Origin of the sequence: Noviherbaspirillum sp. UKPF54 (genome assembly GCF_007874125.1) — a bacterium.
Taxonomy (GTDB): Bacteria; Pseudomonadota; Gammaproteobacteria; order Burkholderiales; family Burkholderiaceae_D; genus Noviherbaspirillum.
On record NZ_CP040128.1, the window covers coordinates 2,053,004 to 2,065,614 of the forward strand.

12 protein-coding genes and 1 tRNA gene are annotated in these 12,611 nt (G+C 60.0%); 3 read left to right on the forward strand and 10 right to left on the reverse strand.

Features of this window, described 5'->3' with window-relative positions:
- Positions 1 to 92: 92 nt before the first annotated feature.
- From FAY22_RS09475 to cysS, 7 genes are all read right to left on the reverse strand, one after another.
- Positions 93 to 1,784, reverse strand: coding sequence for a methyl-accepting chemotaxis protein (locus FAY22_RS09475; RefSeq protein ID WP_146329978.1), 1,692 nt, complete (start codon positions 1,782 to 1,784; stop codon positions 93 to 95).
- A 337-nt stretch (positions 1,785 to 2,121) separates the two neighbouring features.
- Positions 2,122 to 2,215: transfer RNA gene (locus FAY22_RS09480), tRNA-Ser, on the reverse strand.
- A 99-nt stretch (positions 2,216 to 2,314) separates the two neighbouring features.
- Entirely contained in the window at positions 2,315 to 3,565 is a 1,251-nt protein-coding gene (locus FAY22_RS09485) for an aspartate kinase (RefSeq protein ID WP_146329979.1), read from the reverse strand.
- 129 nt (positions 3,566 to 3,694) lie between these two features.
- On the reverse strand, positions 3,695 to 5,098 hold the full coding sequence (tilS, locus tag FAY22_RS09490; RefSeq protein ID WP_168204812.1) for a tRNA lysidine(34) synthetase TilS: 1,404 nt from the start codon (positions 5,096 to 5,098) through the stop codon (positions 3,695 to 3,697).
- Between the two features lie 3 nt (positions 5,099 to 5,101).
- Positions 5,102 to 6,076 (reverse strand): acetyl-CoA carboxylase carboxyltransferase subunit alpha, encoded by a 975-nt coding sequence (locus FAY22_RS09495; RefSeq protein ID WP_146329980.1) that lies wholly within the window; start codon positions 6,074 to 6,076, stop codon positions 5,102 to 5,104.
- A 32-nt stretch (positions 6,077 to 6,108) separates the two neighbouring features.
- Complete coding sequence (locus FAY22_RS09500) at positions 6,109 to 6,747, reverse strand: DNA-3-methyladenine glycosylase (RefSeq protein ID WP_146333392.1); 639 nt, start codon at positions 6,745 to 6,747, stop codon at positions 6,109 to 6,111.
- Between the two features lie 5 nt (positions 6,748 to 6,752).
- Entirely contained in the window at positions 6,753 to 8,144 is a 1,392-nt protein-coding gene (gene cysS / locus FAY22_RS09505) for a cysteine--tRNA ligase (protein WP_146329981.1), read from the reverse strand.
- Between the two features lie 234 nt (positions 8,145 to 8,378).
- On the opposite strand from cysS, the gene FAY22_RS09510 reads away from it, so the two are divergent.
- The 3 genes from FAY22_RS09510 to FAY22_RS09520 are packed head-to-tail and all read left to right on the forward strand — an operon-like array spanning position 8,379 to position 10,299.
- Positions 8,379 to 8,957: a peptidylprolyl isomerase gene (locus FAY22_RS09510; RefSeq protein WP_146329982.1), complete on the forward strand. Its 579-nt coding sequence runs from the start codon at positions 8,379 to 8,381 to the stop codon at positions 8,955 to 8,957.
- Between the two features lie 26 nt (positions 8,958 to 8,983).
- Complete coding sequence (locus tag FAY22_RS09515; RefSeq protein ID WP_146329983.1) at positions 8,984 to 9,472, forward strand: peptidylprolyl isomerase; 489 nt, start codon at positions 8,984 to 8,986, stop codon at positions 9,470 to 9,472.
- An 11-nt stretch (positions 9,473 to 9,483) separates the two neighbouring features.
- Positions 9,484 to 10,299, forward strand: coding sequence for a UDP-2,3-diacylglucosamine diphosphatase (locus tag FAY22_RS09520; protein ID WP_146329984.1), 816 nt, complete (start codon positions 9,484 to 9,486; stop codon positions 10,297 to 10,299).
- Here the strand turns inward: FAY22_RS09520 and FAY22_RS09525 are convergent.
- From FAY22_RS09525 to rlmB, 3 genes are all read right to left on the reverse strand, one after another.
- The gene (locus FAY22_RS09525; protein ID WP_371417387.1) at positions 10,280 to 10,981 is read right to left on the reverse strand and encodes a YceH family protein; all 702 of its coding nucleotides are present in this window, start codon (positions 10,979 to 10,981) and stop codon (positions 10,280 to 10,282) included. The genes FAY22_RS09520 and FAY22_RS09525 overlap by 20 nt on opposite strands.
- A 10-nt stretch (positions 10,982 to 10,991) precedes the next feature.
- The gene (gene cysE, locus FAY22_RS09530; protein WP_146329985.1) at positions 10,992 to 11,744 is read right to left on the reverse strand and encodes a serine O-acetyltransferase; all 753 of its coding nucleotides are present in this window, start codon (positions 11,742 to 11,744) and stop codon (positions 10,992 to 10,994) included.
- Between the two features lie 126 nt (positions 11,745 to 11,870).
- A complete protein-coding gene (gene rlmB, locus FAY22_RS09535) occupies positions 11,871 to 12,611 on the reverse strand; it encodes a 23S rRNA (guanosine(2251)-2'-O)-methyltransferase RlmB (protein ID WP_146329986.1) in 741 nt (246 codons plus the stop codon).

Sequence of the window (12,611 nt, forward strand, 5' to 3'; positions counted from 1 at the left end):
CTTATGCAGCGATGTTGCAATATCGCAGCATTTGTACCATGGCGCGGGAGATCCGCAATGCCGTCGAATCATGGCAGCACTGCGGCAGATCTTCAGAACTCTTCCCATCCGTCGGCCGATGTCGCCTTGGGCAACGACACGCGCGGGGTGCGCGGCGACGCCGGCGGCGCGCTTATCGCGCGCCCTGCAGCCGCAGTTGCGCTCGTTGCAACAACCGCAGTCGGGGCTGCAGCCACGCGCCCACCTTCGAGCTTGAACACGCCCACGGCCCGCGCGAGCCCGCCGGCCTGCTCACGCATCGCTTCCGCAGCTGCAGCCGCCTCCTCGACCAGCGCGGCGTTTTGTTGCGTCACCTGGTCCATCTGGCTGACCGCCTGGTTGATCTGCTCAATACCAGCCGTCTGCTCATGGCTGGCCGCCGTGATTTCACTCATGATGTCGGTCACGCGCTGGATGCTTGTGACGATTTCCTGCATCGTCTCGCCCGCCTCATCCACCAGCCGCGAACCTGCATCGACCTTTTCCACCGAATCGTTAATCAAGTCCTTGATCTCTTTGGCCGCCCCCGCCGAACGCTGCGCCAGCGTTCTCACCTCCGCCGCCACCACCGCGAAGCCGCGCCCCTGCTCGCCAGCGCGCGCAGCCTCCACCGCCGCATTCAACGCCAGGATATTGGTCTGGAAAGCGATACCGTCGATCACGCTAATGATGTCCGCGATCTTGCGCGAGGATTCGTTGATGGAGCCCATCGTCTCGACCACTTGCGATACCACGGTGCCACCCCGATTCGCGACATCGGACGCCGATTGCGCCAGTTTGTTTGCCTGGCTTGCATTCTCGGCATTCTGCTTCACGGTCGATGTCAGCTCCTCCAGTGAGGACGCGGTCTCTTCCAGCGAACTGGCCTGCTGCTCGGTGCGCGCGGAGAGGTCCTGGTTTCCGGCGGCGATCTGCGACGACGCCGTCCCGATGGCGTCGGTGCTGGCACGAACCTGGCTGACAATTTGCACCAGGCTGTCGTTCATGTTCTTCAGCGCATACATCAACTGCCCAGTTTCATCGTTGGACGCAGCCACGATCTTTTGCGTCAGATCGCCGCCCGCGACGCCGGAGGCCACCTTGACAGCCGCATCGAGCGGTTTCGTGATGGCCAGCACCAGCCACCAGCCGACCAGCCCGGCCAGCGACAAGCCAATCAGAATACCCACTATGCTGGCATTGCGAATCCACAAGTACATGCTTTGCGACTTGTCGTACTCCGCCTTCGCGACATCCCTCTGCAACTTGATCAGCGCGTCGATCTTGTCGCGCATGGGCTTGAAAAGCGTCGCCATCGGCCCGTGCAGGGTAGCGACGCCGGTTTGCGTATCAAATACGCTTAACGCCTCGACTGCGGGCCGGAGTCCTTCCGCCAGATACTTCTTGCGCGCCTCGGTGAATTCGTCCGCCAGCTTCTTTTCTTCCGGCGTGAGATAAGTCGCCATGTAGGCCTTCCATTCCTCGTCGATGCGCTGAATGCGCTCGCCGATCTCCTTGATCGCCTCATCCCGCATGGCCTGCTCGCCCGTGAGCGCCCTCGCGACGCCTGACTCGTTCAGATTCATCCACCGGATGATGTGGTCGAGCTGCCCCAAGGCGACCATGCGGTCGTCGTACATCGTACGCATCGCATCATTGGCTTTGCCGAGGCTGACTACGCCGACGACCCCGGCGATGACTAGCTGAAGGGACAGGAATGCAATGACGGCTATCAGCCGAGTCTTGATGGTAAGGCTTTTCAACATGAGCAACTCTGGGGATGGGTTTTAAACAATGCACAGACAACACGACGGAGAAACGGGACATATCCGTGCCGCGTATGGCATGCAGATCTGTTGTCGGCATATGCTGCCAGAAACTGAAGGGTGACGCACACGTTTATCAGCGATGCCACACCATCGAGCTCATCGCCCAGAGAAGCTGAGCGGCTGGCTGCAGATCGGAACGACGCCCCAAGTGGCTGAAAGAGATGCAACGTGAAGGCCGTATCGGGAGACGCGCCAACAGCGCCGGTCCGCATGACGCAAAAGCGCAAAAAAAGACATAAAAAAACCCGTTGAAGCTCAACGGGTTTGGAATTTCTGGCGGAGACGGAGGGATTCGAACCCTCGATACAGGTTTAAGCCCGTATGCTTCCTTAGCAGGGAAGTGCCTTCGACCTCTCGGCCACGTCTCCACACACTTGGCGAACCTTTAGCCCACCGAGTGAAGCCACGCATAATAACTGCTCATGCGGACTTGGTCAATGAAACAATGCAATTCGGTCAGGATTTGATCAAGCTTTTTCCAGGTCGAACGCCTTATGCAGCGCGCGCACGGCGAGCTCCATGTATTTCTCATCGATCAGCACGGAGATCTTGATTTCGGAAGTCGAGATCATCTGGATGTTGATGCCCTCTTCCGACAAGGTGCGGAACATCTGCGACGCGATACCGACATGGCTACGCATGCCGACGCCCACCACCGACACCTTCGACACCTTGGCGTCGCCGGCGATGCTAGCCGCGCCAATGTGCTCCTTGACCGCCTTGTTCAGCACGTCCATCGCCTTGGCGTAATCGCCGCGCGGCACGGTAAACGTGAAATCAGTCTTGCCCTCGACCGACTGGTTCTGGATGATCATGTCGACTTCGATATTGGCATCGGCGACCGGACCGAGGATCTGGTAGGCGATGCCCGGCTTGTCCGGCACGCCCAGCACGGTGATCTTTGCTTCGTCGCGATTGAACGCGATACCGGAAATGACGGCTTGTTCCATGTGTGTATCTTCCTCAAACGAAATCAGGGTGCCGGAATTGGCTTCTTCTTCTAGCGGCATGAGCGGATCGGTCAGCGACGACAGCACGCGCGTCGGCACCTTGTAATTGCCGGCGAATTCCACCGAGCGGATTTGCAGCACTTTCGAACCGAGCGAAGCCATCTCGAGCATCTCTTCGAAGGTCACCGTCTTCAGTCGGCGCGCATCCGACACCACGCGCGGGTCCGTGGTATAGACGCCGTCGACGTCGGTGTAGATCAGGCATTCCTGCGCCTTCAGCGCGGCCGCCACTGCAACCGCCGACGTATCGGAACCGCCGCGTCCGAGCGTCGTGATGTTGCCGCCGTCGTCCACGCCCTGGAAGCCGGTGATGATCACGATCTTGCCCGCTTCCAGATCCTTGCGCACGCGCTTGTCGTCGATCGACTGGATGCGCGCCTTAGTGTAGGCCGAATCGGTCTTGATCGGCACCTGCCACCCGGCATAGGACACAGCCTCCTTGCCGATCGACAGCAGCGCCATCGACAGCAGCGCTACCGACACCTGCTCGCCGGTCGAGGCCAGCATGTCGAGCTCGCGCGGATCTGGCTGCGGCATGATTTCCTTGGCGAGGGCGATCAGGCGGTTGGTTTCGCCGGACATCGCGGACGGCACCACGACGATCTGGTGGCCTGCGTCATGCCATTTGGCGACGCGCTTGGCGACGTTCTTGATGCGCTCGGTCGAGCCCATGGAAGTGCCGCCGTATTTGTGGACGATTAAAGCCATAAGGGTTGGGAAGCTTGCGCTGAAGGAAATGAAGAAATATGATTAAAATCAACCTTTTACTTTACCGCCTGCAACGTAAAATGGCAAGTGGCAGGCCAGCGAAATAGCACGAAAAAGCCGAAAAAACCGTCAAAAATTTGTTGCCTCCCATCTTAGGCAAATTCGCCTGGCACTACCGGATGGCAGATCACGCCAGTTCAATCCGATCCCGGCAGCAAACAGTAGCTGACCGGCGGCCGTATGGACCAGCGGCAGGTTCGAACGCTCCCAGGCAGGAATGTCAAGCGCTTGGTAGTGATGCTTCAAGGACCGGGTCGGGCGATTGCGGGCCGATTTCAACATCTCGCCGCCGCGGCGATATCCGAGAACCAAGTCTTGGACGGCCAACCATTCGGCATCGATTCCATCTGCCCCCGACTCGAAATGGAGCCGGCCTCGATAACTCCGAAAATCCAGCCAGTCCTCGCCGCGCCACTGGAAGCGCAGCGGTGGCGCTTGCGGCGGCACGCGCATCGCTCTTGGCGTTAGCATCACCTTGTCGCGATGCCGCCGGATATCGCCGTCGGGAAGCGATACGCACACCTGCGCATCCTCCCGCGCCTCGAACAGCTGCGCGCGCATTTCGCCCAACCATGAAGTCGACGGCATGCGCACGCCGGACAATGCGAGCCAATAGCGCAACAGATTGTCAATCCGGTCAGGATTGAACGACTTCAGCCGGCCGATATCGATGCCCTCCCCGTCCCTGCATTCGGCAAGATCGGATGCAGCCATCTCGTCGAGCAATCGCTGCGCAGACTGCGCGTGCTGCGCCGAACGCGCGAACCGCGCCTGATAGCCCGGAAAATAGGTGAAGAGCGCCGGCATCACGTGGTGGCGCAAGGCGTTGCGTGCATAGCGAGGATCGGTGTTCGATTCATCCTCGACGTAATCGATGTTGCATGCCGCCACGAAGCGCTCCAGGTCAACACGCGCGATGTCGAGCAGCGGGCGCGCCACACGCAAGCTGGAATCGCCGACCAGATCCGGCGCGGAGGCTACCAGCTCCATGCCCGACATTCCTGCCACACCGCAGCCGCGTAACAACTGCAGCAGGATCGTTTCAGCCTGATCGTCAAGGTGATGGGCAGTCAGCAAAAGCCGCACTCCATGAATCCGGCAAAGCTCGCCGAGCGCCGCGTAGCGCCCAAGTCGCGCCGCCTGCTCCAGCCCATGCCGGCTGCGCTCTTCCAGCGACACCCGGCGCGCATCGAAGCGAATCCCGAGCTGCTGGCATTCACGCTCGCAATGCGCCTGCCAGGCATCGGCATTGGCGCTGATGCCGTGATGGACGTGAAACGCGAACAGAACAATATCGCGGGCGGCAGCGTACCGCTTCGCCAGATGCAGCAGCGCCGATGAGTCGAGCCCGCCGCTGTACGCCACGGCGATCGAAGGCGGCGCACCGGGCGCGAAAACAGAAACGCGCGCCAGAATGACATCTAGCGCGCGCTCGAAAGCGTCGACGGGCGACGCTGGCTGACTTGCCGTCACGGGCTATTCGGGGGAATTGATTTCCTTGAATTTGCCGTAGCCAAGGAGTTTTTCATGGCGCGCAGCCATCAGCTCCTTGGGCTTCATTCCCTGCAGCTGGCGCAGGGAATCGGCCAGTGCGCGCTTGAGCAGCGAGGCCATCTGCTTCGGGTCGCGATGTGCGCCGCCGAGCGGTTCGTTGACGATCTTGTCGATCAGGTTCAGCGCCTTGAGACGGTGTGCGGTCAGGCCCAGAGCCTCGGCTGCTTCGGGCGCCCGCTCGGATGTCTTCCACAGGATCGACGCGCAGCCTTCCGGCGAAATCACCGAATAGGTCGCATACTGCAGCATGAGGACGACGTCGCCCACAGCGATGGCCAGCGCGCCGCCGGAGCCGCCTTCGCCGATGATGGTCGCGATCAGCGGCACCTTGAGCTCGGCCATCACATACAGGTTGTGGCCGATGGCTTCCGACTGGCCGCGCTCTTCCGCGTCGATGCCGGGAAAGGCGCCTGGTGTGTCGACAAAGGTGAAGATCGGCAGGCCGAATTTTTCCGCCAGCTTCATCAGGCGCATCGCCTTGCGATAGCCTTCCGGCTTGGGCATGCCGAAGTTGCGCAGCGCGCGCTCCTTGGTGTCGCGGCCTTTCTGATGCCCGATCACCATGCAGGGCTGGCCATTGAAGCGCGCCAGGCCGCCGATGATCGACAGATCATCCGCATAGGTGCGATCGCCATGCAGTTCGTGGAAATCCGTGAAGATCTCGTTCACGTAATCCATGGTGTACGGACGCTGCGGATGCCGCGCGATCTGCGACACCTGCCACGGCGTCAGCTTGGCATAGATGTCCTTGGTGAGTTGCTGGCTTTTCTTCGACAGGCGATCAATCTCTTCCGAGATGTCGACGGCGGAATCGTCCTGCACGAAGCGCAGCTCTTCGATTTTTCCCTCGAGTTCGGCAATCGGCTGCTCGAAACCGAGAAAAGTTGTTTTGCTCATCGTGCCTCCTTTTATCTCAACACGAGACGGGTTCAATACACTACCGGCGCAGAGTCAAGACTGCGCCACAGATACCAGGTCGCGACGGTACGCCACGGCTCCCAGTTGGCGGCCACCTCGCGTATATCGCTGCGGGATACCGGCTCGCCGGAAAAATAATTAACGCTAATGCCCTTGAGCAATCCAACGTCGTCCAAGGGCAGAATATTCGGCCGGAGCAGATTAAATATCAAAAACATCTCCGCTGTCCAGCGACCGATTCCGCGGATCTGAATCAATTCTGAAATAACTTCCTCGTCATCCATCTCGGCCCACTTGTCGGCATGGACGCGCTTGGCCTTGAAGTGTTCCGCCAGATCGATCAAATACTCGGCTTTCCTCTTTGACAAGCCACAGGTTGCCAGCGTTTCCGTACCAGCTTTCAATACTTGTGCCGGAGTGCATTTTGGACATTGTGCCAACAAACGTTGCCACACTGCATCGGCGGCCTTTACCGAAATCTGCTGGCCAATGACCGCGCGCGCCAGTGTCGTGAAAGCCTCCCCGCGCGCCATCAGCTGCATGTCGCCGAATTGCGGAATGATCTTGCGCATGATGCGGTCCCGCTGCATCAGCTCTTGCTTGGCATCATGCCAATATACAGGAACGCCTGCCTGCCTCGCCGTGGACATGCCGCTTACGCCCTGCGCCACTCGGTCACGCCACCCGGCTTGTCTTCCAAGACAATGCCATTCGCCAGCAGGTCGGCACGAATGCGGTCCGCCTCGGCAAAATTTTTCGCCTTCTTTGCGGCGGCTCTGGCCGCAATCTGCTCCGTGATCACCGCTTCGCCATAAGCACCTTGCTCGGCCGGCCCTGCCTGCAGAAACTCTTGCGGAACACGCTGCAGCAACGCGATGGTCGCGGCCAACTCTTTCAGCTGGCGGGCTAACGCCGCCGACTTCGTCTTGTTGACCTCGTTGGCCAGATCGAACAGTACGGCAATCGCAATCGGCGTATTGAAGTCATCGTTCATTGCCTCGGCAAAGCGCACGGCATGCACCTCATCCTTATCTAGCGGCGAGGCATCCGGCGCGACTTCCTTCAATGCGGTATAGAGCCGAGTGAGCGCGTGCTTGGCGTCGTCCAGATGGGCATCCGAGTAATTGAGCGGGCTGCGATAGTGCGCGCGCAGGATAAAGAACCGCACGACCTCGGCGTCGTATTTTTTCAATACGTCACGGATCGTGAAAAAGTTGCCAAGCGACTTGGACATCTTTTCGTTGTCGACCCGGATGAATCCGTTATGCATCCAGTAGTTCACGAAAGGATGGCGATGCGCGCCTTCCGATTGCGCGATCTCGTTCTCGTGATGCGGAAATTGCAGGTCTTCGCCGCCGCCGTGGATGTCGAACTGTTCGCCGAGCAGATCGCAACTCATTGCAGAACACTCGATATGCCAGCCCGGACGCCCCTTGCCCCACGGCGAATCCCATTTCACTTCTTCCGGCTCCGATTCCTTGGCGGCCTTCCACAACACAAAATCGAGCGGGTCGCGCTTGCCGGTATTGAGTTCCACGCGCTCCCCCGCGCGCAAGTCGTCGAGCGACTTGCCGGAAAGCTTGCCGTACCCCGGAAAATCGCGCACCGAATAATTCACGTCGCCATCGCTCGCCCGGTAGGCAAGGCCATTGCGCTCGAGCTTCTCGATCAGGCCCAGCATCTGCGGCACATAGCCGGTGGCACGCGGTTCGAAGTCAGGCTTTTGCACGCCGAGCGCGCCGGCGTCCTGGTCCATCGCTTCGATAAAACGCTGGGTCAGTTGAGAAATCGATTCCCCGTTTTCGACCGCGCGCCGGATGATCTTGTCGTCGATGTCGGTAATGTTGCGCACATAGGTCACGTCCAGCCCCGACGCCCGCAGCCAGCGCTGCACCATGTCGAAAACCACCATCACGCGCGCATGTCCAAGATGACAGTAGTCGTACACGGTCATGCCGCACACATACATGCGGACCTTGCCGGCTTGCATAGGAACAAACGTCTGCTTTTCACGCGCAAGCGTGTTGTAGATCTTGATGGTGGTCATGGGCGGTTTTCCGTTTCGGCTGGGGGTGTGTCACATACCCGGGCAAACAGCCTGCGGACTTTTTCGGAGCGTTTGTGTGACATTCTGCAACAGGGTCGCCGAACCCTCTTGTCATGTGTATTTTGATAAAATGCGCCTTTCGCCGCAGTATAACATCGATGAAACCTCTCCCGGCGAAAGGGACAAGGAAGATACACAATCAGTAATTGCCTGTAAAGAGATAAGGAATAAACGATGAAAAATTCGCGTCGATCTTTCGTTCAGCTGATGTCGGCCCTGGCCTTGACGGGAACGATGTACAGCGCCCAGGCAGCCGATACGCCGCACGTATCACTGAAAACCAACATGGGCGAGATCGTGCTCGAACTCTATCCGGAAAAGGCGCCGAAATCGGTCGCCAACTTCCTCCAGTACGTCAAGACCGGCCACTACAACGGCACGATCTTCCATCGCGTGATCGAAAACTTCATGATCCAGGGCGGCGGCTTCGACAAGAGCATGACGCAAAAGCCGACCAATCCCCCGATTGAAAACGAAGCCAAAAACGGCCTGAAGAACGAGCCCTACACGGTCGCCATGGCACGCACCTCGTCCCCGCACTCGGCATCCGCTCAGTTCTTCATCAACGTCAAGAACAACAGCTTCCTCGACTATCCGGGCCAGGACGGCTGGGGTTATGCCGTGTTCGGCAAGGTCATCAAGGGCACCGACATCGTCGACAAGATCAAGTCGGTCGAAACCACGACCATCGGCCCGTTCCAGAACGTGCCTGTCAAGCCGGTCGTGATCGAGTCGGCCTCCGTCACCAAGTAAATTCAACTCTCTTTTTAAGGATTCCCATGGCTGTTCTCCTCACCACCAACCACGGCAAGGTCAAGCTCGAACTCGACGCCGAAAAAGCACCCAAAACCGTTGAAAATTTCCTGGCGTATGTCCGTTCCGGCCATTTCAACGGCACGATCTTCCATCGTGTCATTGACGGCTTCATGATCCAGGGCGGCGGCTTCGAGCCGGGCATGAAGCAAAAGCCGACCGGTGAGCCAATCGAAAACGAAGCCAAGAACGGCTTGAAGAACGAGCCGTACACGATCGCGATGGCACGCACTTCGTCCCCGCACTCGGCGACCGCCCAGTTCTTCATCAACGTCAAGAACAACAGCTTCCTCGACTATCCGGGCCAGGACGGCTGGGGCTACTGCGTATTCGGCAAGGTCACCGAAGGTACCGATGTTGTCGACAAGATCAAGTCGGTCAAGACCACGCGCGCCGGCATGCACTCGGACGTTCCGGTGGAAGACGTCGTGATTGAAAAAGCCGAAGAAGTCTGATTCTTCAACGCATGCACGATCCGAATCAAGGACTGGCGAAGGCCACGGAAAAAGCGCAATCGAAACCGGTTGCGCTTTTTGTTTCAGATGTCCATCTGCAGGCATCCTTGCCGCGCACCACGCAGGCATTCCTCGACTTTCTGAAGCGCGATGCGGCCAATGTGCAGCAGCTATACCTGCTGGGCGACTTGTTCGAGTACTGGGCAGGCGACGACGACCTCGATTCCAGCTATAACAGGCAGATCGTCGATGTGCTGCGGGCAGTAAGCGATGCTGGCGTACAGATCTTCTGGATCGCTGGAAATCGCGACTTCCTGGCCGGCGCGGAGTTTGCCTCGGCCACAGGCGCAATGCCTCTGCCCGACCCGGCCGTCGTGACGATAAGCGGCCGGCGTATCGTCCTTACCCATGGCGATGCACTATGCACCGACGATCACGACTACATGGCGTTCCGGAACCAGGTGAGGCAGCAGGCGTGGCAAAAGCAGTTCCTCGCCATGCCGCTGGCGCAACGCAAGGCCATCATTGAAGGGCTGCGCACAGGCAGCCGCGAAGCGCAGCGCGGCAAGTCATACGACATCATGGACGTGAATCCGGCCGCAACCTCGGCGCTGTTCGAAGCAACGGGCACGACGGTCATGATTCATGGCCACACGCATCGTCCCGCGTGCCACGAATATTCGGCCAACGGCCAAAAGCGCCTGCGCTACGTGCTCCCCGACTGGGATTGCGAGGCGCCCCAGACGCGCGGCGGCTGGCTGGCCCTGAATGCCGACGGTTCCATGACGCAGTGCAGGCCCGACTGCTCTAGTCAAACTGCTTCTTGAAGCTGTCGAACTGCTCGCTCAGCCGCTCGACTTCGGCGCGCAGCCTCGCCACTTCCGCATCCAGCTGCGCCACGCGATCCTGACGCGGCATCTCGACCGCGCCGGAGAAGCCGGCTGCGGTTTCCTGACGCTCTAGCACTTCATCGCCCGACAGCAGATGCGCGTAGCGCGCCTCCTTCGTGCCCGGCGCACGCGCAAGGCGCGCAACCAGCGGCGGGAATTTGTCGATCAGAAACTGCAGCCCCTGCTCCACGTCGGCCACGGTCGCGAATTCGTGCAGCCGACCGCTGCGCGATCGAATTTCGCCGGCAGTCTGTATCCCGCGCAGCATCAGCATCGTCAGCACCGCAAGCCTGTCCTGCTCGAGCGACCATTTCATTCGCATCCGATGCTCGTACTTGGCCACGCGTGCGCCGGCTTGCCGCACTTCGGACACCAGCTTTTTCTGCACCAGGCGCTGCAAGACGTCCTGCACCGTATCCTCGGAAATCGACATCACCGGATCGCGGCTGGACAACTGGTTGCAGCCATTGGTCAGCGCATTGAGCGACAGGGGATAGTTGTCCGGCGTGAGCGCCTCCTTTTCCGCCAGTACGGCAAGCACGCGCACCTCGAAGGGATCGAGCACCTCTCGCCCATCCGCAGCAGAATCTGCGGTTGGCGCGGCAATCGTGTCAGTCACAGCAGCATCCTCATTCAACCAGTTTATTCAGTTGCGCAGGATCGAAGTGATCAGACTGCGGCAACACCTCACAATTCACCCCGGCCGCCTTTAATGCAGCAATAATCTCCCGCATCTGCCGCTCCTGCGCGACGGCACGGTCGATCAGCTGGTGCAAGGCAGTCGACAGCGGATCGTCGCCGCTGTTGGGCGTCACACCATAGGCTGCGAAGACGCGTGCTGCAGCTTCTTCGCGCTGCTTGTTGGCATCCTTTTGCATGATGTGGGCCGGATTGCCGACCGCCGTCGCGCCCGCCGGCACTGCCTTGACCACGACCGCGTTGGAGCCGACCTTCGCCCCCTCACCCACCGTGAATCCGCCCAGGACCTTGGCACCCGCACCGATAATCACGCCGCGCTCCAGGGTCGGATGGCGCTTGGCGCCCTTGCTTAACGATGTGCCGCCCAGCGTCACGCCCTGATAAATTGTGCAGTCGTCGCCGATCTCGGCCGTTTCCCCGATCACGACGCCGAAACCATGGTCGATGAAAACCCGGCGCCCGATCGTCGCGCCTGGGTGAATCTCGATCCCGGTAAGGCCGCGCGCAATGTGCGAAATGAAACGGCCCAGCCATTTCAGTCCGCGCAGCCAGCACCAGTGCGCCCAGCGATGCATCATGATCGCGTGCAGCCCCGGATAACAGGTCAGCACTTCCCATGCGGTGCGGGCGGCCGGGTCGCGCTCGATGATGCTGGAAATGTCTTCGCGAATGCGGCTGAACATAGAAAGGCGAATGCGTATTGAAACCGTAATGTTATCGCGTTGACGGTGCGTTCTGCCAAGTTGCCCTATCCAGCCGCTGGCGCAGCGAGCGCCGTCAACGCTTGTTGGAAAGGGCGGAAGCCGCAGTTACGCCGCGACCATCCGCTGGCGGCGCGCCTCGTACAGGCACACCCCGGAAGCGACGGACACGTTCAAGCTTTCGACAGCGCCATGCATTGGAATACTCACCAACACGTCGCAGGTTTCCCGTGTCAACCTCCGCATGCCCTCCCCCTCGGATCCCATGACCAACGCGACCGGCCCGGCAAAATCGGCCTCATAAAGATTTTTCTCCGCATCGTCGGTGGTGCCGATCAGCCAGACGTCCCGCTCCTTCAGTTCGCGCATGGTGCGCGCGAGGTTGGTGACAGTGATATACGGAACCGTGTCGGCAGCGCCACTGGCGACCTTGGCAGCGGTCGCATTCAAGCCGACAGCGCGGTCCTTGGGCGCGATCACCGCATGCGCCCCGGCGCCATCGGCCACGCGCAGGCATGCGCCCAAGTTATGCGGATCGGTGATGCCGTCCAGGATCAGCAGCAGGGGCGGCCCCTCGATCGCATCGAGCAATTCGTCGAGATTGCGCGCGAGCGAAAGTTCTCCCGCCTTGGCCACGACACCCTGATGGCGGCGCGTCCCCGCCATGCCATCAAGCCGTTGTCCGTCCGCATGGATGATGCGCACCTTGGCGTTTTCCGCTGCGCGCAACAGGTCGGTCATGCGGCGGTCATGGCGGCCGGCATCGACATACAGCTCTTCGATCGAGGATGCGTCATGGCGCAGCCGCGCCGTCACGGCGTGAAAGCCGAAAATCATTTTACTTTTCAT